This window comes from Klebsiella sp. HN106 (assembly GCF_051209435.1).
In the GTDB taxonomy this organism is placed as follows: Bacteria; Pseudomonadota; Gammaproteobacteria; order Enterobacterales; family Enterobacteriaceae; genus Klebsiella; species Klebsiella oxytoca.
Genome location: NZ_JBLURD010000002.1, coordinates 694,859 through 715,239 on the forward strand (window position 1 = coordinate 694,859; position 20,381 = coordinate 715,239).

The 20,381-nt window shown below is 57.4% G+C and carries 18 protein-coding genes; 11 read left to right on the forward strand and 7 right to left on the reverse strand.

Going from position 1 to position 20,381, the window contains the following annotated elements; all coding sequences use genetic code 11:
- Positions 1-93 precede the first annotated feature (93 nt).
- On the reverse strand, positions 94-1,239 hold the full coding sequence (locus ACSIPU_RS09845) for a porin (protein ID WP_004111059.1): 1,146 nt from the start codon (positions 1,237-1,239) through the stop codon (positions 94-96).
- 209 nt (positions 1,240-1,448) lie between these two features.
- Here ACSIPU_RS09845 and ACSIPU_RS09850 point away from each other — a divergent pair, with 209 nt between their 5' ends.
- Positions 1,449-1,754: a monooxygenase gene (locus ACSIPU_RS09850; RefSeq protein ID WP_004099728.1), complete on the forward strand. Its 306-nt coding sequence runs from the start codon at positions 1,449-1,451 to the stop codon at positions 1,752-1,754.
- 167 nt (positions 1,755-1,921) lie between these two features.
- Here the strand turns inward: ACSIPU_RS09850 and ybbP are convergent, their stop codons facing one another.
- A complete protein-coding gene (gene ybbP, locus ACSIPU_RS09855) occupies positions 1,922-4,339 on the reverse strand; it encodes a putative ABC transporter permease subunit YbbP (protein ID WP_134882949.1) in 2,418 nt (805 codons plus the stop codon).
- Positions 4,336-5,022, reverse strand: coding sequence for a putative ABC transporter ATP-binding protein YbbA (gene ybbA, locus ACSIPU_RS09860; protein WP_004099723.1), 687 nt, complete (start codon positions 5,020-5,022; stop codon positions 4,336-4,338). Before ybbA ends, ybbP begins: the two co-directional genes overlap by 4 nt.
- On the opposite strand from ybbA, the gene tesA reads away from it, so the two are divergent.
- The 3 genes from tesA to ACSIPU_RS09875 all read left to right on the forward strand — a co-directional run bounded on the left by tesA (position 4,993) and on the right by ACSIPU_RS09875 (position 7,331).
- Positions 4,993-5,616 carry a multifunctional acyl-CoA thioesterase I/protease I/lysophospholipase L1 gene (gene tesA / locus ACSIPU_RS09865; RefSeq protein ID WP_032692296.1) on the forward strand — a complete coding sequence of 208 codons (624 nt, stop codon included), beginning with the start codon at positions 4,993-4,995 and terminating at the stop codon, positions 5,614-5,616. The two genes, ybbA and tesA, sit on opposite strands and share 30 nt — an antisense overlap.
- Positions 5,606-6,415 (forward strand): SDR family oxidoreductase, encoded by an 810-nt coding sequence (locus ACSIPU_RS09870; RefSeq protein ID WP_185939791.1) that lies wholly within the window; start codon positions 5,606-5,608, stop codon positions 6,413-6,415. Before tesA ends, ACSIPU_RS09870 begins: the two co-directional genes overlap by 11 nt.
- A 61-nt stretch (positions 6,416-6,476) precedes the next feature.
- Positions 6,477-7,331: a co-chaperone YbbN gene (locus tag ACSIPU_RS09875; RefSeq protein ID WP_004099714.1), complete on the forward strand. Its 855-nt coding sequence runs from the start codon at positions 6,477-6,479 to the stop codon at positions 7,329-7,331.
- Between the two features lie 98 nt (positions 7,332-7,429).
- Here the strand turns inward: ACSIPU_RS09875 and fetB are convergent, their stop codons facing one another.
- Positions 7,430-8,212: an iron efflux ABC transporter permease subunit FetB gene (gene fetB / locus ACSIPU_RS09880; protein WP_004111055.1), complete on the reverse strand. Its 783-nt coding sequence runs from the start codon at positions 8,210-8,212 to the stop codon at positions 7,430-7,432.
- Complete coding sequence (gene fetA / locus ACSIPU_RS09885; protein ID WP_032727892.1) at positions 8,199-8,879, reverse strand: iron efflux ABC transporter ATP-binding subunit FetA; 681 nt, start codon at positions 8,877-8,879, stop codon at positions 8,199-8,201. The genes fetB and fetA overlap by 14 nt, the downstream gene beginning before the upstream one ends.
- A gap of 136 nt (positions 8,880-9,015) precedes the next feature.
- Between fetA and ACSIPU_RS09890 the strand changes: the two genes are divergently transcribed.
- Entirely contained in the window at positions 9,016-9,933 is a 918-nt protein-coding gene (locus ACSIPU_RS09890; protein ID WP_004099702.1) for an SPFH domain-containing protein, read from the forward strand.
- Positions 9,930-10,394 (forward strand): NfeD family protein, encoded by a 465-nt coding sequence (locus ACSIPU_RS09895; RefSeq protein ID WP_004111053.1) that lies wholly within the window; start codon positions 9,930-9,932, stop codon positions 10,392-10,394. Before ACSIPU_RS09890 ends, ACSIPU_RS09895 begins: the two co-directional genes overlap by 4 nt.
- Here ACSIPU_RS09895 and cueR read toward each other — a convergent pair.
- Entirely contained in the window at positions 10,391-10,801 is a 411-nt protein-coding gene (gene cueR, locus ACSIPU_RS09900) for a Cu(I)-responsive transcriptional regulator (RefSeq protein ID WP_032727891.1), read from the reverse strand. The genes ACSIPU_RS09895 and cueR overlap by 4 nt on opposite strands.
- A gap of 106 nt (positions 10,802-10,907) precedes the next feature.
- Here cueR and copA point away from each other — a divergent pair, with 106 nt between their 5' ends.
- The 3 genes from copA to ybaK all read left to right on the forward strand — a co-directional run bounded on the left by copA (position 10,908) and on the right by ybaK (position 15,151).
- Positions 10,908-13,409, forward strand: a complete 2,502-nt coding sequence (copA, locus tag ACSIPU_RS09905; protein WP_142471905.1) for a copper-exporting P-type ATPase CopA — start codon at positions 10,908-10,910, stop codon at positions 13,407-13,409.
- Positions 13,410-13,675: 266 nt separating this feature from the next.
- Complete coding sequence (locus tag ACSIPU_RS09910; RefSeq protein WP_004111051.1) at positions 13,676-14,470, forward strand: TraB/GumN family protein; 795 nt, start codon at positions 13,676-13,678, stop codon at positions 14,468-14,470.
- Between the two features lie 201 nt (positions 14,471-14,671).
- A complete protein-coding gene (ybaK, locus tag ACSIPU_RS09915) occupies positions 14,672-15,151 on the forward strand; it encodes a Cys-tRNA(Pro)/Cys-tRNA(Cys) deacylase YbaK (RefSeq protein WP_004099690.1) in 480 nt (159 codons plus the stop codon).
- Between the two features lie 125 nt (positions 15,152-15,276).
- Here the strand turns inward: ybaK and ushA are convergent, their stop codons facing one another.
- Positions 15,277-16,929 (reverse strand): bifunctional UDP-sugar hydrolase/5'-nucleotidase UshA, encoded by a 1,653-nt coding sequence (gene ushA, locus ACSIPU_RS09920; protein WP_435321927.1) that lies wholly within the window; start codon positions 16,927-16,929, stop codon positions 15,277-15,279.
- A 163-nt stretch (positions 16,930-17,092) separates the two neighbouring features.
- Here ushA and ACSIPU_RS09925 point away from each other — a divergent pair, with 163 nt between their 5' ends.
- On the forward strand, positions 17,093-18,313 hold the full coding sequence (locus ACSIPU_RS09925) for an MFS transporter (RefSeq protein WP_004111050.1): 1,221 nt from the start codon (positions 17,093-17,095) through the stop codon (positions 18,311-18,313).
- 368 nt (positions 18,314-18,681) lie between these two features.
- Positions 18,682-20,358: a YbaL family putative K(+) efflux transporter gene (gene ybaL, locus ACSIPU_RS09930; protein WP_004099684.1), complete on the forward strand. Its 1,677-nt coding sequence runs from the start codon at positions 18,682-18,684 to the stop codon at positions 20,356-20,358.
- Positions 20,359-20,381 lie beyond the last annotated feature (23 nt).

Consider the following 20,381-nt stretch of genomic DNA (forward strand, 5'->3'; position numbering starts at 1 on the left):
GCGGCGTAAACGCCTTAGCCGGGCTACGGGTCCGCAGACGGCGGTGAACCTGTAGCCCCGGCAAGCGCAGCGTCACCGGGGAATGGTTACCGCTTAGAAGTCGTAGCGCAGACGCACCAGGTTCATATCGCCCAGGTTGTCGGTGCTCGACGTGAAGACGTGTTCATAGTCAACGCGGAAACCATAATCCAGCTGGAAACTCACGCCGACGCCGTTATCGATACGCTGATAGTTGCGACCGTTCACGTACTGCAGGCGGTCGCCCATAAAGTATGGCTGAATAGATTTCACCGCATACTGGCCAATCGGGAATTTATAACCGGCAAAGTACTCAATCCCCCAGGCATCGCCCGCGAAGTAGTTATGGACATCGGTTTTTTTGGTGGTCAGGAAGTTCTGATACCAACCGCCGCCCAAGGAGAAGGTCCAGTTATCCGGCGTCCAGCTAAGCGCGGTACCAACGATATTCTGATCGTATGATTTGCTGTCAGAACTGGACGGGTTACGCATATCGGCGCGGGTATAGTTCCACGCGGCGCCCCAGGTCAGATCTTTCATAATGTGATAATCCGCGCCGATGGAACCGCCGCCTTTACGTTTATAGCGCAGACCGTTGCCCGGCAGATATTCGCTGTCCTCAAACAGATAAGAGGCATAGAGATCGACATCGCCAACGGTTTTCTTATATTTCAGCATATTACGTGAGCGATAGGAGCCATCGTAGTCGCCGTTAATGCCGTTACCCGGCGCCTGGCCAATCATGTCGTAATCCCAGATATCGGTTTTTACCCCGACCACGTCGTAATAAACGCTGTTCTGCTGACCGTAGGTTAACGTCCCCCAGGTATCGCTTTTCAGGCCGGTATAGAGCATACGGCGGCTGGTGTTATTCGCGCCTTCGGCATAGTGGTTATCCCAGTCGAAAAGTGCCGGAATATTGACGCCCAGCTCGTAATAGCTGATCCAGCTGATATCATCAAACAGATAGTAGTCGGCCGCGAAGCGGAAACGGGTTCCGCCATCGAAACCGTTACGTTTATATGAGCCTTTGTCGCCATCGCCGGACATCATGTTGAACTGGGGACGGATACTCCCGCCGACGGTAAAATTAAGCCGGCTTAACGGATCGCCCGCCTGCGGATCTTGTTTTAAAAGCGTAATTTCCGCCTGGGATGCAAAAGAGGTTAACGCCAGGGCTGCACCGATCGTTATCGCCAGCGCTTTTATTTTATGTGCCATACTTTTTCCTTGATTAATAAGCAACCTTATATTTTCCAGTTGAATATTAACTGCGATTGAGTATGGCGTGTTGCTGAGTTTTTAATGTTTTGTGCGGTTAAAAATCAGCAACTTATCATTTTGTGCCCTTAAATAATCTGTGGTTATCTTTTCATCGCCATGTCATTAAAATGGTCTATTACCGCGCAAACATCATCCATGGAGGAAGTATGTCGAAAAAACTACTGCAGCTGCACTTTGCTTTTAACGGTCCCTTCGGCAGCGAGATGTCCCGTCAGCTCGTGGAGCTGGCCGAGTCCATCAATCAGGAACCAGGGTTTATCTGGAAGGTCTGGACAGAAAACGAAAAAAATCAGGAAGCGGGCGGGATCTACCTTTTTGAGAATGAAGAAACCGCGCTCGCTTACCTCAACAAGCACACCGCGCGCCTCAAATCGCTTGGCGTAAACGAGGTTATCTGTAAAGTTTTCGACGTTAATGAGCCGCTCACCGCGCTGAACCACGGCCATTTGTAATAGCAACTCGCATCCGTGGCCCGAAGCCCTCCCGGGTTGCGGCTAACGCCTTACCCGGGCGACTTTCCCGCAGACGGCTGAGAAACGGTAGCCCGGCTAAGCGCAGCGCGAGCCGGGTGAAAACCCCGGGTTGCGGCTGACGCCTTACCCGGGCTACATAACTCACTCTATCCCTGGCTAAACTGGCGGAACAGCGCTTTACCTTTCAGCAGACGCAGCCCCAGCCAGCCGCCGCACAGCGACAGCAGTATCGCCCCGCACAGCGGCAGCATCACCCACAGCCGCCAGTCCGGAGACCACGGGAAGTCAAAGATTTTGCTTTGCAGCAGCGCCAGCGCAACCTCTGCGCCAATCGCCGCCACGACGCCGGATACCACGCCCAGCAGCGCGAACTCCGCCCACAGCGTGGTGCGCAGCAGAGACTTACCGGCACCCAGCGTGCGCCAGACCACCAGCTCCTGGTAGCGCTGACGCATCCCGACCTGTACCTGCGCCAGCAGCAGCAAAACGCCGCAGGCGGTGACCAGAATCACCATCACCTCAAGCGCGCGGCTTACCTGGGTCAGCACCTGGCCAATCTGTTGCAAAATCGCGCCGATATCCAGCAGGCTGACGGTGGGGAATTCGCGGTTGAGCTGCGTGAGCATCCCGTTGCCATTATCCCAGCGGAAGCTGGTCAGCCAGCTTTGCGGCTGGCCGTCGAGCGCCCCCTGCGGGAAGATAAAGAAGAAGTTCGGCCGCAGACTTTCCCAGTCGACTTTACGCACGCTGGACACCTTCGCGCTAAAGTCCTGAGTATCCCCGGTAAAGGTCACGCTATCGCCGAGCTTCACGCCCAGACGCTGCGCCAGCCCCTCTTCAATCGACACCTCACCCGCTTTTGGCGGCCAGCTACCGGCAACCAGCGGATTATGATCCGGACGCTCGCGGCTCCAGGTGAGGTTAAGCTCCCGGTTCAGGGCTTCATCTTTATTGCCCTCCGTTGCCTGGCCGTTAATTTGCGTCAGGCGCGCGCGCACGATGGGATAGAACTCGGTGGCGCGGGTCTGATGCTCGGCGAGGAAGGTTTTCACCGGCACCACCTGCTCCGGTGCGATGTTAATCAGGAAATAGTTAGGACTTTCCGGCGGCAGCTGCTGCTGCCAGCGGTCAAGCAGATCGCCGCGCAGCACCAGCAGCAGAGCCAGCAGCATAAACGACAGCGAAAAGGCCGCCAGTTGGCTCAGGGTCGACCACGGCTGGCGCAGCAGACGGTTCACTGCCAGGCGCAGCGGCAGCGCTTTTAACGTCAAACGCTTCAGTAACCACAGGACGCCCCATCCCGCCAGGCCGCACAGCAGCGCCAGCACTACGGCACCCGCCAGAACCGCCCACAGCAGGGGGCTGCCGCCCATCAGCAGCGCCAGCAGCGTCACCACCACCGCGCACACGATCGGGATGTAGAGCTTCAGCGGCCAGACGTTGGCGACGACGTCCTGGCGCAGCACCCGCAGCGGCAGCGTCGCCAGCAGTAGCCGATAGGGACGCAGCCCGACCAGCAGGGAAATCACCACCATCGCGCCGATCGCCCACAGCCACGGCCAGCCGCTCGCCGCCGGCAGCGCCGCAGGGAGCACCGGCTTAAGCATCGCCAGCAGAATATGCTCCAGCCCGACGCCCATCGCCCCGCCGGCAATCACCGCCAGCGCCAGCAGCATCAACCACTGGCCGACAATCAGTTTGCGCAGCTGCGCCCGTCCGGCGCCGAGGGTTTTGAGGATCGCCACCAGATCGTAACGACTGCGGCAGTAATGGCTCATCGCCACCGCCACCGCGGCGACCGCTAACAGCAGCGTTAACAGCGCCGACAGCAGCAAGAACTGCTGCGAACGTTGCAGCGATTTACCCAGCGCGCTGTCGTCCTGCTCCATGCCAATCCAGCGGTGCTCAGGCCCCAGCTTCGGCAGCAGCCACTTTTCGTAGTCCGCCAGTTGCTGCGGGGTTCCGGCATACTTATAGCGCCAGGAGACGCGGCTCCCGGGCTGCACCGCGCCGGTTTTCGCCACATCGGCGGTGTTCATCATCAGCCGCGGCGCCATCTGGAAGGGATTAAATCCGGCATCCGGCTCCTGTATTACCTCTCCGGCAATGCGCAGCGTGGCGTCGCCCACGTCGATGGTGTCGCCGGTTTTCAGATTCAGCAGCGCCATTAATCGCGGCGCCAGCAGCACGGTGCCGGCGTGCGGCTTCAGCCCCGGCGGCTGAGTTTGCAGCTGGCCATATAGCGGATAGGTGTCGTCAACCGCTTTGACATCCGCCAGCTGCGGCGTATCGCCGGAAAACGTCATGGTGGCAAAGCTCAGCTGCTCGCCGACGGTTAAACCAAGGCGGCGCGCTTCATCAATCCATGCGCCAGGGACGTCGCGCGAACTGCGCAGCGTGCGGTCGCCGGCCATAAATTCCCGGCTTTGCTGGCTAAGTCCTTTCTCCATGCGGTCGCTTATCGAGCCCAGCGCCAGCACGCAGGCCACCGCCAGGCTCAGCGCCAGCCAGACGATCAGCAGCGACGGCGAGCGCCATTCGCGCCAGAACCAGCGGGCAATCATGCTTCCTCCCGCAGCTGGCCATCAACCAGCCGCAGCCGTCGGTCGCAGCGCGCCGCCAGCAGCGGATCGTGAGTGACGAGGATCAGCGTGGTGCCGTGCTCACGGTTCAGCGAAAACAGCAGGTCGGCGATTTTATCCCCGGTGTGACGGTCGAGATTGCCGGTGGGTTCATCGGCAAACAGCAGCTCCGGGCGGCCGTTGAACGCGCGCGCCAGCGCGACCCGCTGCTGCTCGCCGCCGGAAAGCTGTACCGGCAGATGGTGCAGGCGCTTACCCAGCCCCAGTTGCTCCAGCAGTGCCCGGGCGCTGCCGCGGCTCTGGCTATCGCTTTCGCCGCGCAGCAGCGCCGGAAGCTCGACATTTTCCAGCGCATTGAGGGTGGGTATCAGCATAAAAGATTGAAAAACAAAGCCGACGTGCTTAGCGCGCAGCTTAGCCCGCGCCTCTTCGTCCATCTGATGCAGCGGTTGTCCGAGCAGCGAAACCTCCCCGCTGCTGCCATCGTCCAGCCCGGCGAGGATCGCCAGCAGCGTCGATTTACCGGACCCCGACTCGCCAATCAGGGCGATGGTCTGCCCCTGTTTGACAACCAGCTCAACTCCGGTAAGGATGGAAAGCTGATGCTCACCCTGACCGACGGATTTCTTAAGATGATGAACTTCAAGTATGTTTTCCGCTGGCATTTGCCTTTCCTGTTTCTGGTCCTGTTTACCTGCCGCGCCATGGCGGCCGACACGCTGTTGGTTCTCGGCGACAGTCTGAGCGCCGGTTATCGTATGGCGGGCAATACCGCCTGGCCTGCGCTGCTAAACGATAAGTGGCAGACAAAAACGCCGGTAGTTAACGCCAGCATCAGCGGCGATACCTCGCAGCAGGGGCTGGCAAGGCTGCCGGCCCTGCTTAAGCAGCATCAGCCGCGCTGGGTGCTGGTTGAGCTCGGCGGTAATGACGGGCTACGCGGTTTCCCGCCTCAGCAGACGGAACAGACGCTGCGTACCATTATTGAGCATATCAAAGCGGCGGACGCCCAGCCGCTACTGATGCAAATTCGCCTGCCCGCCAACTATGGCCGCCGTTATAATGAAGCCTTTAGCGCTATTTATCCGGCACTGGCCAAAGAGTTTGATATTCCTCTGCTGCCCTTTTTTATGGAAGAGGTTTATCTGAAACCGCAGTGGATGCAGGATGATGGAATTCACCCGAATCGCGACGCTCAGCCGTTTATTGCCGACTGGATGGCGACGCGCCTGGCTCCCTTAGTTAATCATGACTCCTGATAACAGCGAGTCATTTGCAGGTAAAGTTATGCAAAAATCGGTTTTAGTTACAGGATGTTCCAGCGGAATTGGTCTTGAAAGCGCCCTGGATTTAAAGCGCCAGGGCTTTAACGTGCTGGCCGCCTGCCGCAAAGCGGAAGATGTCGCACGGATGCAGGCGCTGGGGCTGACCGGTGTGTTGCTGGATCTTGACGATCCGCAGAGCGTTGAACGTGCCGCCGCCGAGGTGATTGCCCTGACCGACAACCGCCTGTACGGCCTGTTTAACAACGCGGGCTACGGCGTCTACGGCCCGCTGCCGACCATCAGCCGCCGGCAGATGGAGCAGCAGTTTTCCGCCAACTTTTTTGGCGCTCATCAGCTAACGATGCTACTGCTTCCGGCCATGGAGCCGCACGGCGAAGGGCGTATCGTGATGACCTCATCGGTTATGGGGATTATCTCCAGCCCGGGACGCGGCGCCTATGCCGCCAGCAAATATGCGCTGGAAGCCTGGTCCGATGCGCTGCGTATGGAGCTGCGCCACAGCGGCATTAAGGTCAGCCTGATTGAGCCGGGCCCCATCCGCACCCGCTTCACCAACAATGTCAACCAGACTCAGGCCGATAAGCCGGTGGAAAATCCCGGTATCGCCGCCCGCTTCACGCTCGGACCGGAAGCGGTGGTGGAAAAAGTGCGTCACGCTTTTGTCAGCGATAAACCGAAGCTGCGCTATCCGGTAACCCTGGTGACGCACGCGGTCGCCCTGCTTAAGCGGCTGCTGCCGACCCGCGCGATGGACAAAATTATCCAGGGCTGAGTTGAAGCACCTGCCGCCGTCCCCATATATCTATACAAATATCGATTAAAGAGACTTGCTCATGTCCGCACAGAATATCGTCAATATTACCGAAGCTAATCTACACCAGACGCTGCAGCAATCCGCGACAACGCCGGTGCTGTTTTATTTCTGGTCCGCGCGCAGCCAGCATTGCGAGCAACTGACGCCGGTACTGGAGAGCCTCGCCACCCAGTACAACGGCCTGTTTACCCTCGCTAAAGTTGACTGCGATGCCGAACAAATGCTGGCTTCGCAGTTTGGCCTGCGCGCTATCCCTACGGTTTACCTGTTCCAGAACGGTCAGCCGGTCGACGGCTTCGAAGGCCCGCAGCCGGAAGAAGCGGTTCGCGCGCTGCTGGATAAGTTCCTGCCGCGTGAAGAGGAGCTCAAAGCGCAGCAGGCGCTGGCGCTGATGGAGGAAGAGAACTACGCCGAAGCGCTGCCGCTGCTGAAAGACGCCTGGCAGATGTCGAATCAGGAGAGCCAGATCGGCCTGCTGCTGGCGGAAACGCTGATTGCCCTCCATCGTTCCGATGAAGCGGAAACGGTACTGAAAACCGTGCCGCTGCAGGATCAGGATACCCGCTATCAGGGGCTGGTGGCGCAGATCGAGCTGCTGAAAAAAGCCGCCGACACGCCGGAAATTCAGCAGCTGCAGCAGCAGGTTGAGCAGAACCCGGAAGATGCGGCGCTGGCCTCCCAGCTGGCATTACAGCTGCATCAGGTGGGGCGTAACGAAGAAGCCCTGGCGCTGCTGTTCAGCCATCTGCAAAAAGATTTAGGCGCCGGAAACGGCGAGGTTCGCAAACTGCTGCAAGAGATCCTTTCCGCACTCGGCACCGGCGACGCGCTGGCCGCGAAGTACCGCCGCCAGCTCTATTCTCTGCTTTATTAATGATAATCACCCGGCTCGCGCTGCGCGTAGCCGGGCTACAGGATGGATGTTCTCGTGGCCCGGACAGGCGCGTTCAGCGCCGTATCCGGGAAAAAATCTTACGCGCGTTTTTTCAGCTGCGTCACCACCAGCTGATGGCGCGCATTGAAGAACTTCAGGTAGGTCAGATACCCGGCGATAATCGTTGACAGGCTGGCGGTCGACAGCAGCATAAACGTCACCATAATCTGATACTTTATCGCTTTTACCGGATCAATCCCGGCGAAAATCAGCCCCGACATCATCCCCGGCAGGCTCACCAGCCCCACCGTTTTCGCCGAATCTACCGTTGGGATCAGCGCGGCGCGAATGCTATCGCGAATAAGCCTTGCAGACGCCATCTTCGGCGTTGCGCCCAGGCTCAGCTTTTCCTGAATCTGCTGCTGCTCGCTGCTAAAACGCTGCCCCATATTGTTGTAGCAAAGTCCAACCGCCACCATCGCGTTGCCGGCTACCATCCCGGCAATCGGAATCACCTGCATCGGCACAAAAGCAATCGATCCGGAAACAACCAGCACCGCCAGGGTTAACCCAGCGCCGGTCGTTATCGCGATAAACGAGGAGACAAAGGCTTTGTCGATATATTTGCTACGCTTTTTCGCATTCCACGCGGCGTTAAAGCAGATAAACAGCACCATCAGCAGCGTCAGCACGGCGTGATTAACGTTAAAGATATATTTCAGCACATAGCCGACAATAATCAGCTGCACTATTGCCCGACAAATGCTCCAGATAATCTCTTTTTCCAGCGCCAGCTTTTCCCGGTAGCTAACCACGATCGCTACCAGTACCAGAACCATAGATAACGCCAGCGACTCATTGGTAATATTATGCCCGTTCATTTTTTTTCTCCTCCTGCGCTCTTCCGCCAGCAGGCTTTAGCGTAATCACTTCATCCGCATGGGCAATTTCATTGCTATCGTGAGTGACCCACAGAACGGCGATGTCTTTTTCGCTGGTGTAGCGATGAATAATCTCATTCACATTGGTTTTATTGCTTTCATCCAGCGCGCTGGTAATTTCATCCAGCAGCAGCACCTGCGGCAAAAACTGCAGATTGCGAATCAACGAAACGCGCTGCTTTTCCCCGCCCGAAAGTTCATTGATTGACTTTTCCAGCGTATTTTCCGCCAGCCCAAAGCGCAGCAGATCGGCGACCAGCGCTTTGGGTTCAGGCTGTTTATTACGAATCTGCCACGGGAAGATCAGATTGTCATACACCGAATCGCCAAACAGCGCCGGGGTTTGCGCGCAGTAGGAAACCTGCTGGCGATAGGTTTCCGGCGTCAACGTGTTGATATCTTTACCCGCGAAGAGAATTTTTCCCGACGTCGGGCTCAGCAGCGAAGCGATTATTTTTAATAAGGTGCTTTTCCCGCACCCGGAAGGACCGGTAATTAGCTTAAATTCCCCTGCCCTGAGCTGAAAACTTATCTCATTAAGGATGGTGACATCATCGGCCTGAAACCCCACGTTCTCCAGGCGCAAAATAGCGTTACTTTCGGTCATTATTATTCCCAGTTTTTCAACAACGCCTCTAGTTTACTCCACTTTCCTTTCACCCGGATGCGCGGAAAGATATACTCTGGTTAAACGCGCGCCACTCTCCCGGCGCATCAACAGGCAACAAGACAGGAGGTTTTTGATGCTGATTTTTATCCCCATTCTTATTTTCGTCGCGCTGGTTATCGTCGGAGCGTCGGTAAAAATTGTTCCTCAGGGCTACCAGTGGACGGTAGAGCGCTTTGGCCGCTATACGCAAACGCTGCAGCCGGGTATGAGTCTTGTGGTTCCCTTTATGGATCGGATCGGGCGCAAAATTAATATGATGGAGCAGGTGCTCGATATCCCTTCACAGGAGGTGATTTCGCGCGATAACGCCAACGTCACCATTGATGCGGTGTGCTTTATTCAGGTTATCGATGCGCCGAAAGCCGCCTATGAAGTCAGCAACCTCGAGCTGGCGATCATCAACCTGACCATGACCAACATTCGTACCGTGCTGGGCTCCATGGAACTGGATGAAATGCTCTCCCAGCGCGACAGCATCAACACCCGTCTGCTGCATATTGTCGATGAAGCGACCAACCCGTGGGGCATCAAAATTACCCGCGTCGAGATCCGCGACGTACGCCCGCCGGCGGAGCTGATCGCCTCAATGAACGCCCAGATGAAAGCCGAACGAACCAAGCGCGCCTATATTCTGGAAGCCGAAGGGATACGTCAGGCGGAAATTCTCAAAGCCGAAGGCGAGAAACAGTCGCAGATCCTCAAAGCCGAGGGCGAACGCCAGTCGGCATTTTTACAGGCAGAGGCGCGCGAACGTTCTGCGGAAGCGGAAGCGCGCGCTACCCAGATGGTGTCGTCCGCTATCGCCTCCGGCGACATTCAGGCCATCAACTACTTTGTCGCGCAGAAATATACCGATGCGCTGCAGCAAATTGGCGCGGCGAACAACAGTAAAGTGGTGCTGATGCCGCTGGATGCCAGCAGCCTGATGGGCTCCATCGCCGGGATCAGCGAACTGATTAAAGAAGGGGCTGGCGCCCAGAAAAAATCATGATCGCGCTGATTCTCACCCACCCGCATATTTTCTGGCTCAGCCTTGGCGGGCTGCTGCTGGCGGCGGAAATGCTCGGCGGCAACGGCTATCTGCTGTGGAGCGGCATTGCCGGCGTCGTAACCGGGCTGCTGGTCTGGATGCTACCGTTTAGCTGGGAGTGGCAGGGCACGCTGTTCGCCGTGCTGACCCTGCTGGCGGCCTGGCTGTGGTCGCGCTGGCTGCGTAACCGCGTAAAACGCCAGAAGCCGGCGGACGCTCAGCTTAATCAGCGGGGACAGCAGCTGCTTGGCCGCCGCTTTACGCTGGAAACGGCGCTGGTTAACGGCCGAGGACACGTCCGCGTGGGCGACAGTTCATGGCCGGTAATAGCCGATGACGACCTCATGGCGGGCAGTAAGGTTGAAGTCGTCGCCGTCGAGGGGATTACGCTGCGGGTCAGGGAGCTCCCTAACGGCCGCTAGGCCTGGACTTTGCGGTGACAGCAGCCCGAGAGATTATCGATGATCGGGCAGTCCGCGCTGTCATCGCCTGGACAGGAGTCCGCCAGCGCCAGCAGCTGCGCGCGCATCCCCTGCAGCTCGCTGATGTGGCGCTCAATCTCCGCGACTTTCTCCAGCGTCCGGCGCTTCACGTCGGCGCTGTGCCGCGACGGATCGTTGAACAGGAATATCAGCTCGCGACACTCTTCCAGATTGAACCCCACCTGACGCGCCTGGCGCAGCAGGGTCAGTTCATCCAGATGCTGTTGGCTGTAGCTGCGGTAGCCGTTTTCGCTACGCAGCGGCGGCGTTACCAGTCCCTTCTCTTCGTAAAAACGGATCGCTTTACTGGTTAAGCCGGTTTTTTTCGCCACATCGCTAATATTCATGTTTCCCCCTTGACCTTCCCCTTGCTGGAAGGTTTAACCTTGCTAATACTCGATGAAAGAGTGTGTTCGGTCAATCATTAACCGGAAATTTATTCAGGAGTTATTTATGTCTAACACTATCGACCTCGCGCTTGATGGCCTCTCCTGCGGCCACTGCGTTAAACGGGTGAAAGAGAGCCTGGAGCAGCGTCCCGACGTTGAGCAGGCGGAAGTTACCGTTACCGAAGCCCACGTCACGGGCAGCGCCAGCGCGGAAGCGCTGATTGAGACCATTAAACAAGCCGGATACGGCGCGGAGCTCAGCCACCCAAAGGCTAAACCGCTGGCAGAATCATCAATCCCGCCGGAAGCACTGACAGCGGCCACCACTGAGCTTCCGGCAGCCCGTGACGAAGATGACAGCCAGCAGCTGTTAATCAACGGCATGAGCTGCGCCAGCTGCGTATCCCGGGTACAAAACGCGCTCGCCGCGGTGCCGGGCGTCTCGCAGGCGCGGGTCAACCTGGCGGAACGCACTGCGCTGGTATTGGGCAGCGCGTCCGCCGCAGAATTAGTCCAGGCCGTAGAGAAAGCGGGCTACGGCGCGGAGGCTATCGAAGACGACCTCGAACGCCGCGAGCGTCAGCAGGAAACCGCCATCGCCACGATGAAGCGCTTCCGCTGGCAGGCTATCGTCGCCCTGCTGGTCGGGATCCCGGTGATGGGTTGGGGGATGATCGGCGACAACATGATGGTCAGCGATGATAACCGTACCCTGTGGCTGGTTATCGGCCTTGTCACGCTGGCGGTGATGGTATTTGCCGGCGGCCATTTTTACCGCAGCGCGTGGAAAAGCCTGAAAAACGTCACCGCGACGATGGATACGCTGGTGGCGCTGGGTACCGGCGTCGCCTGGCTCTATTCGATGAGCGTCAATCTGTGGCCGCAGTGGTTTCCGCTGGAAGCCCGCCACCTTTATTATGAAGCCAGCGCGATGATTATCGGTCTGATTAACCTCGGCCATATGCTGGAAGCCCGTGCACGTCAGCGCTCTTCAAAAGCGCTGGAAAAACTACTCGATTTAACCCCACCGTCAGCGCGGGTGGTCACCGACGAAGGCGAAAAAGATCTGCCGCTGGCGGAAGTTCAGGCGGGAATGACCCTGCGTTTGACCACCGGCGATCGCGTTCCGGTCGATGGCATCATTAGCCAGGGCGAGGCCTGGTTCGATGAAGCGATGCTCACCGGTGAGCCGGTGCCGCAGCAAAAAGGCGACGGTGACGCCGTGCATGCCGGGACCGTAGTGCAGGACGGCAGCGTACTGTTTACCGCCAGCGCCGTCGGCAGCCAGACCACCCTGGCGCGTATTATCCGCATGGTGCGTCAGGCGCAGAGCAGTAAACCTGAAATCGGCCAGTTGGCGGACAAAATCTCCGCCGTGTTCGTCCCGGCGGTCGTGGCGATAGCCCTGTTCAGCGCCGCGATCTGGTACTTTTTCGGTCCGGCGCCGCAAATTGTCTATACCCTGGTGATCGCCACCACGGTGCTGATTATCGCCTGTCCATGCGCCCTGGGGCTGGCAACGCCGATGTCGATTATCTCCGGCGTGGGCCGCGCGGCGGAGTACGGAGTTCTGGTGCGCGATGCCGATGCGCTGCAGCGCGCCAGCACCCTGGATACGCTGGTCTTTGATAAAACGGGTACCCTCACCGAGGGTAAACCGCAGGTGGTGGCGATAAAAACCTTTGCCGCCATCGATGAAACCACCGCACTGCGTCTGGCGGCGTCACTGGAGCAAGGCTCCAGCCACCCGCTGGCGCGCGCCATCCTCGACAAAGCCGCAGATCAACGCCTGCCTGCGGTAGATAATTTCCGCACCCTACGCGGACTGGGGGTCAGCGGTGAAGCCGAAGGCCACCGTCTGCTGCTCGGCAACCAGGCGCTGCTTAATGAGCAAAAGATAGCAACGGCTGAAATAGAAGGCGAAATGAACGCCCAGGCGTCACAGGGCGCGACGCCGGTGCTACTGGCGGTAGATGGTCAGGCGGCGGCGCTGTTCGCCATCCGCGATCCGCTGCGTGAAGATAGCGTGGCGGCATTAGCCAGGCTGCACCGCCAGGGTTATCGTCTGGTCATGCTGACCGGCGATAACCCAACCACCGCCAACGCTATCGCTAAAGAGGCGGGCATTGATGAGGTGATTGCCGGGGTTCTGCCGGACGGTAAAGCCGATGCGATTAAGCGCCTGCAAGGCCAGGGACATCAGGTGGCGATGATCGGCGACGGTATCAACGATGCGCCCGCGCTGGCGCAGGCCGATGTGGGGATCGCCATGGGCGGCGGCAGCGATGTCGCTATTGAGACAGCGGCGATTACCCTGATGCGCCATAGCCTGAACGGCGTCGCCGATGCGCTGGAGATCGCCAAAGCCACGCTGCGCAACATGAAGCAGAACCTGCTGGGGGCATTTGTTTATAACTCGCTGGGCATTCCGATTGCCGCCGGGATCCTGTGGCCGCTAACCGGAACGCTGCTCAATCCGGTGGTGGCGGGCGCCGCCATGGCGCTCTCTTCGATTACCGTCGTGAGCAACGCCAACCGCCTGCTGCGCTTTAAGCCAAAATCCTAAGCCGGAAGCCTAAGCTCCTGTCGTTTCAGCCGCCGTGCGGTTGGATTCCCGGCTGGCGGCGTCAACGCCTTAGCCGGGAGCACAACCGCAGATGACCGTGTACCCGTGCGAGAAAATAACCAGACGCCGACGTTCAGTCATTCTGCTCGTTCCGGTGAGTGCTCCAGCCGATAAACCAGTGCCTGCGCGCAGACGCTTTCCCTGGACTTTCCTTGCGCCGTTCTTCCCCAGGCGCTAGCATGAAAGCTTCACACTACGGAGCACGTATGGGCCTGTTAAACCGAATAAAAATGCTGTGGCAAGCCGCCCTCGGCTCGTCTTATTCCTGGCCCGCGCTGGATATCACCCTTCCCGGGGAACGCTATCTGCACCTGGTCGGCAGTATTCATATGGGCACCCGCGATATGTCGCCGCCGCCCGCCCGGCTGTTAAAAAAGATCCGTCAGGCCGATGCGCTGATTGTGGAAGCGGATATTAGCGGCAGCGAAACGCCATTCAGCAACCTCCCCTCCTGTCCGCCGCTGGCGGAACGCCTGAACGCCCCCCAGCTTGCTGCACTGCAAGAGCGAGCGGCAGAAATGGGCCTGTCTGTCGCGCTGTTCGACAGTCAACCGCTGTGGCAGGTAGCGATGGTACTGCAGGCAACTCAGGCGCAAAAACTGGGGCTCAGGGCGGATTACGGCATTGATTATCAACTGCTGATGGCGGCGCGCGAGAGCCATATCCGCGTGATGGAGCTGGAGGGAGCCGACAGCCAGATTGCGCTGCTGCGGGATCTGCCCGATGGCGGTCTGGCGCTGCTGGAGGATACCCTCACCCACTGGCGCACAAATGCGCGTCTGCTGCAGGTGATGATCGGTTGGTGGCTCGATCAGCCGCCGTCAAGAGGGGCTACCTCGCTGCCGACAACCTTTAGCCAGTCGCTGTATGACGTTCTGATGCACCAGCGCAACCTCGCCTGGCGGGAAACGCTGCTGGCGCTGCCGCCGGGACGCTACGTGGTTGCCGTCGGGGCGCTGCATTTATACGGCGAAGGGAATCTGCCGGACATGCTGACGTAAAAAAATGGCCAATATTGCTATTGGCCCGTCAAAGAGGAATTTCATCATTATTATTATTCCGGGGTTCGCGCCCCGGATCGTCTGATTGTCGCTCAAAGTGACCATCACTGCCAATACTATTGCGCAAGATGATACTATTTTTTAGACAGCCGTCGGGCGTATGCTTATGTCACATTTAATCGGTTGGTAAGAAGGATAACGATGACTCCCGCCGTAAAATTACTCGAAAAAAACAAAATTAGTTTTCAAATCCACAGCTACGATCACGATCCGAACGAAACCAATTTTGGTGACGAAGTGGTGCGTAAGCTGGGACTGAACGCCGACCAGGTCTACAAAACGCTGCTGGTTGCCGTTAACGGCGACATGAAGCATCTGGCCGTTGCAGTGACCCCGGTTGCGGGTCAGTTGGATCTGAAAAAAGTGGCGAAGGCCTTAGGCGCAAAAAAAGTGGATATGGCAGACCCGATGGTCGCGCAGCGGGTTACCGGCTATCTGGTGGGGGGTATCAGCCCGCTCGGGCAAAAAAAACGTCTGCCGACGGTGATTGACGCACCGGCCCAGGCGTTTGCCACCATCTATATTTCCGGCGGCAAACGCGGGCTGGATATTGAGCTGGCGGCCAGCGATCTGGCGAAAATCCTTGAGGCAAAATTCGCCGATATCGCGCGGCGCGATTAATTGACGGTTTTGCGTCAGAGGATAATCCCGGAGGCGGCGCTGACGCGCCTTGTCCGGGCTACAAAATCCAAAACCGCTGAGACCTGTAGCCCCGGTAGCTACGCAACCGGGGTTTGGCTCAAACGTTACTGCCAGCTTACCTCGCCTTTCGGTTCATAAGCTGCCGCATCCAACGGTGAGTTTTTCTGGATATACTCTTTCAGCACTTCGGCATCGATAAAGCCGGTATTAACATAGCCGGGCTTCGTATCGATATGCGGATAGCCGTCGCCGCCGGTGGCGTTAAAGCTCAGGGTCGCCATACGATAGGTCTTTGCCGGATCGACCGGTTCGCCTTTGATGGTCAAATTATTGAGCTTGCCGTCTTTAGCCACAAAACCGACGTTGGCAAACTGCGGATAGGCGCCGGAATCGGGCTTCATCTGCGCCACGGCGGTCAGATACTCGGTCACTTCCTTACCGCTCATATCGACATAGACCAGCACGTTGCCGAAGGGTTGCACCTTCATCACATCTTTATAGGTGATATCACCCGCTTCAATCGAATCACGCACTCCGCCGCCGCTCATCACCGCGAAATCAGCATTGCTGCGCGCCATCTGCGCCGCCAGCAGCAAACGTCCCATATTGGTTTGCACGAAACGAACTTTGCTGCGATCGCCCTCCAGATGCGCGTTTACGCTACCGATTTTCACCTGTAGCTGCGCTTTGCCTTTATTCTGGAAAGGCGTCAGCAGGGAGAGCATCTGCGGATTTTCGGGGATTTGCGGCGTATAGAGCACGCGCTCGCTCTCGCCGTTGTCCCAGGTGACCTTTTTCTTCAGGTTGACCGGGATCAGCTGATAGCGCACCAGCTTCATGTCGCCGTTGCGGAATTCAAAATCGGCGCGGCCAACATATTTACCCCACTCATGGGCCTGCACAATCCAGATACCGTTCTGCTTGTCCGGCGCGCACGGGCTACCCGGAACGTAATCCACCTGCTTCTTGTTCTCCGACGCCATGCATACCGGGTCCTGCGAGTGACCGCCGACGATCATCGCCAGCGCTCCCGCAGGCATGCTGCGTGCCATCTCAACATCGCCCGGCGCGTTCGAACCGTGAGCGCCATTGTCATAATGGCCCATGTGGGTAGTAGCCAGAATCACGTCCGGCTTTTCATTCTGCTGCAGCTCCTGGATAACGAGTTTGGCCTCTTCCGCCGGTTTACGGAACTCGATATCGGTAAAGAACTCGGGATTACCAATTTTAGCCGTATCGTCGGTCGTCAGACCGATAACCGCAATATTCAGCCCGCCGCGTTTGAACAGCGCCCACGGCTTAAACAGACGCTCGCCGGTGCTTTTCTGATAAATATTCGCCGAAAGGAAAGGGAACTTCGCCCATTTTTCCTGCTGACGGAGTACGCTAAGCGGATTATCAAATTCATGATTACCCACCGCCATTGCATCGTAGCCAATCAGGTTCATCCCGCGGAAATCAGGTTCCGCGTCCTGTAAATCGGATTCCGGCACGCCGGTGTTGATATCGCCGCCGGATAACAGCAGCACGCTGCCGCCTTCTGCCGCCACCTCTTTGCGAATACCGTCAACCAGCGTTTTTTGTGCGGATAGCCCATATTCGCCGTAGTCGCTACGCCAGAAGTGGCCATGATGATCGTTAGTATGCAGGATGGTTATTTTGTAAGTTTTATCCTGCTCATAAGCCTGCGCTGACAGGCTCCCCAGCGATAGCGCCGTAAATAGCGCCAGCGCAACGCCTTGCTTCATAAAGTGCATATTTCTCTCCCTGACGAAGTGACAACTGCCGAAAGTATAGCGAGTTGGCCGATTAGACAAATATGTTTTCAGAATTGCGACTTCCTTCAAACCTTAGGGGCAGGTATGTTAGGCAGATAATAATTCCACCTGCATCCTCTATAAAAAACACTTAAGTGAACCTATGGCAATGAATCAGACCGCACAACCCTTATCCGGCCCTGCTGCTGCGCCGCAAAAAGCACGCACCTCGTTTCGCATTCTCGGCGCCATCAGCCTCTCCCATTTGCTAAACGATATGATCCAATCGCTTATTCTGGCTATCTACCCGCTGCTGCAGGCCGAGTTTTCGCTGACCTTTGTGCAGATAGGTATGATTACCCTCACCTTCCAGCTGGCCTCATCGCTATTGCAGCCGGTCGTCGGCTATCTGACCGACAAACATCCGATGCCGTGGTCGCTGCCGATAGGCATGTGCTTTACCCTGAGCGGTCTGGTGCTGCTGGCGATCTCGGGGAGCTTTGGTATGGTTCTGCTGGCAGCCGCGCTGGTCGGCACCGGGTCTTCGGTCTTTCATCCGGAGTCTTCACGCGTGGCGCGTATGGCTTCCGGCGGTCGCCATGGCCTGGCGCAGTCGATATTTCAGGTCGGCGGCAACTTTGGCAGCTCGTTAGGCCCGCTGCTTGCGGCCCTGATTATCGCTCCTTACGGTAAAGGTAACGTTGGCTGGTTTGTCCTGGCAGCGCTGTTGGCGATCGTCGTGCTGGCGCAAATCAGCCGCTGGTATGCCGCTCAGCATCGGATGAATAAAGGTAAACCGAAGGCGCTGATTGTAAATCCGTTGCCAAAAAACAAAGTTATTCTGGCGGTCAGTATCCTGTTACTGCTGATTTTCTCGAAATACTTCTATATGGCGAGCATCAGCAGCTATTACACCTTTTATCTGATGCAAAAATTCGGATTGTCGGTGCAAAATGCCCAGTTTCATCTATTTGCCTTTCTTTTTGCCGTCGCGGCAGGAACGGTGATTGGCGGGCCTGTCGGCGATAAGATTGGGCGCAAATATGTTATTTGGGGCTCTATCCTTGGCGTAGCGCCGTTCACCCTTGTTTTACCCTATGCATCCCTGGAATGGACCGGGATTTTAACGGTGATAATTGGTTTTATCCTTGCCTCAGCCTTTTCCGCCATTCTGGTCTATGCCCAGGAGCTATTACCGGGGCGGATCGGCATGGTTTCTGGTTTGTTCTTCGGTTTTGCTTTTGGCATGGGTGGCCTTGGCGCCGCGGTACTGGGGCTCTTAGCTGACCATACCAGCATCGAACTGGTCTATAAAATCTGCGCTTTCCTGCCTCTAATCGGCATCCTGACGATATTTCTACCTAACAACCATCAAAAGTCATGATTCTTCGGTAGCCAAAGTGTAACTTTGGCTACCACAATCCCTTACCCCACCAGCATTACCCCGCATAAGCTGCTGCCATTTTGCGCTCCGTGCTTTTTTGCACGTCAATTGCATTTTTCTGCAAAATTCAACGATTATTCATAAACAAAACCGCTGAAAGTGTCATAAACTATTATTCGGTTTTTTGGTTTTATACCCTAATTCATTCAAGTTGCAGGACAAGCCACTTGTGCCTTGAACAGCGCTGGCGCTGGCCCCCAAGGGCGAGGCTCATGGATGAGCTAAGTAATAAAGCCTACGCCCATGCAAATTGAAGCATGACGGGTATGTACCGAAAATGGATCAGCTCACCACTGCAAGGAGACGGAATGCACCACGCAACACCGCTAATCACCACCATTGTCGGCGGCCTTGTGCTCGCCTTTATTCTCGGCATGATTGCCAATAAGCTACGTATTTCTCCTCTGGTGGGATATCTATTAGCGGGCGTGCTGGCCGGACCTTTTACCCCAGGTTTTGTTGCTGATACCAAGCTGGCACCGGAACTGGCCGAGCTCGGCGTGATCCTGCTGATGTTCGGCGTGGGTCTGCATTTCTCCTTAAAAGATCTGATGGCGGTTAAGGCCATCGCCATCCCGGGCGCTATCGCCCAGATAGCCGTAGCGACCCTGTTGGGTATGGCGCTCTCTGCCATGCTGGGCTGGTCGTTAATGACCGGTATCGTTTTTGGTCTGTGTCTTTCTACCGCCAGTACCGTGGTGCTGCTGCGCGCGCTGGAAGAACGGCAGCTTATTGATAGCCAGCGGGGGCAAATCGCCATCGGCTGGCTGATTGTTGAAGATCTGGTGATGGTTCTGACGCTGGTGCTGCTGCCGGCGGTTGCCGGCATGACCGAGAAAGGCGACGTGGGCCTGGCTTCTCTGGCCCTCGATATGAGTATTACCATCGGCAAAGTCGTCGCCTTCATCGCCATTATGATGCTCGTCGGCCGCCGCCTGGTGCCGTGGATTATGTCGCGCAGCGCGGCAACCGGTTCACGCGAGCTGTTTACGCTGTCGGTACTGGCGTTAGCGCTCGGCATCGCTTTCGGCGCCGTTGAGCTATTTGACGTCTCCTTCGCCCTCGGCGCCTTTTTCGCCGGTATGGTGCTCAATGAATCCGAGCTCAGCCATCGCGCGGCCCACGATACGCTGCCGCTGCGCGACGCCTTCGCCGTGCTGTTCTTTGTCTCCGTCGGAATGCTGTTCGACCCGATGATTCTGCTTGAGCAGCCGCTGGCGGTACTGGCGACGCTGGCTATCATCATTTTCGGTAAATCGGCTGCCGCCTTCTTCCTGGTGCGGATGTTCGGCCACTCGCCGCGCACTGCCCTGACCATTGCCGCCAGTCTGGCGCAAATCGGTGAATTCGCCTTTATTCTTGCCGGTCTGGGAATGGCGCTGGATCTGCTGCCGCAGGCCGGGCAGAACCTGGTGCTTGCCGGCGCCATTATCTCCATCATGCTCAACCCGGTCCTGTTTACCCTGCTGGAAAAATACCTCGATAAAACGGAGACGCTGGACGAACAGACGCTGGAAGAAGTGCTGGAAGATGAGAAACAGATCCCCGTTGATATCTGTAACCATGCGCTGCTGGTCGGTTTCGGTCGCGTCGGGAGCCTGCTTGGTGAAAAACTGATGGCTCAGGGGATACCGCTGGTAGTTATCGAAACGTCGCGCACCCGCGTTGACGAACTGCGCGCGCGGGGTATTCGCGCAGTTTTAGGTAACGCCGCCAATGAAGAGATTATGAATCTGGCGCATCTGGACTGCGCGCGCTGGCTACTGCTCACCATCCCTAACGGTTACGAGGCCGGAGAGATCGTGGCCTCAGCGCGCGAGAAGTGCCCGAATATCGAGATCATCGCGCGCGCGCATTACGACGATGAGGTGGAATATATTGTTGAACGCGGCGCCAACCAGGTAGTGATGGGCGAACGAGAAATCGCCCGCGCCATGCTTAAGCTGCTTGAAACGCCGCCAGCCGGCGAGCTTATTACCGGTTAATGCTTCCGGCCCCGACTCCCCGG

Bases quoted from the DNA above. Each gene is read 5' to 3' on its own strand.
- cueR (WP_032727891.1), bottom strand. From the start codon at position 10,801: ATGAATATTAGCGATGTGGCGAAAAAAACCGGCTTAACCAGTAAAGCG.
- ACSIPU_RS09850 (WP_004099728.1), top strand. From the start codon at position 1,449: ATGTCGAAAAAACTACTGCAGCTGCACTTTGCTTTTAACGGTCCCTTC.
- ushA (WP_435321927.1), bottom strand. From the start codon at position 16,929: ATGCACTTTATGAAGCAAGGCGTTGCGCTGGCGCTATTTACGGCGCTA.
- fetB (WP_004111055.1), bottom strand. From the start codon at position 8,212: ATGAACGGGCATAATATTACCAATGAGTCGCTGGCGTTATCTATGGTT.
- copA (WP_142471905.1), top strand. From the start codon at position 10,908: ATGTCTAACACTATCGACCTCGCGCTTGATGGCCTCTCCTGCGGCCAC.
- fetA (WP_032727892.1), bottom strand. From the start codon at position 8,879: ATGACCGAAAGTAACGCTATTTTGCGCCTGGAGAACGTGGGGTTTCAG.
- ACSIPU_RS09890 (WP_004099702.1), top strand. From the start codon at position 9,016: ATGCTGATTTTTATCCCCATTCTTATTTTCGTCGCGCTGGTTATCGTC.
- tesA (WP_032692296.1), top strand. From the start codon at position 4,993: ATGAACTTCAAGTATGTTTTCCGCTGGCATTTGCCTTTCCTGTTTCTG.
- ACSIPU_RS09845 (WP_004111059.1), bottom strand. From the start codon at position 1,239: ATGGCACATAAAATAAAAGCGCTGGCGATAACGATCGGTGCAGCCCTG.
- ybbP (WP_134882949.1), bottom strand. From the start codon at position 4,339: ATGATTGCCCGCTGGTTCTGGCGCGAATGGCGCTCGCCGTCGCTGCTG.
- ybaK (WP_004099690.1), top strand. From the start codon at position 14,672: ATGACTCCCGCCGTAAAATTACTCGAAAAAAACAAAATTAGTTTTCAA.
- ybbA (WP_004099723.1), bottom strand. From the start codon at position 5,022: ATGCCAGCGGAAAACATACTTGAAGTTCATCATCTTAAGAAATCCGTC.
- ACSIPU_RS09875 (WP_004099714.1), top strand. From the start codon at position 6,477: ATGTCCGCACAGAATATCGTCAATATTACCGAAGCTAATCTACACCAG.
- ybaL (WP_004099684.1), top strand. From the start codon at position 18,682: ATGCACCACGCAACACCGCTAATCACCACCATTGTCGGCGGCCTTGTG.
- ACSIPU_RS09895 (WP_004111053.1), top strand. From the start codon at position 9,930: ATGATCGCGCTGATTCTCACCCACCCGCATATTTTCTGGCTCAGCCTT.
- ACSIPU_RS09870 (WP_185939791.1), top strand. From the start codon at position 5,606: ATGACTCCTGATAACAGCGAGTCATTTGCAGGTAAAGTTATGCAAAAA.
- ACSIPU_RS09910 (WP_004111051.1), top strand. From the start codon at position 13,676: ATGGGCCTGTTAAACCGAATAAAAATGCTGTGGCAAGCCGCCCTCGGC.
- ACSIPU_RS09925 (WP_004111050.1), top strand. From the start codon at position 17,093: ATGGCAATGAATCAGACCGCACAACCCTTATCCGGCCCTGCTGCTGCG.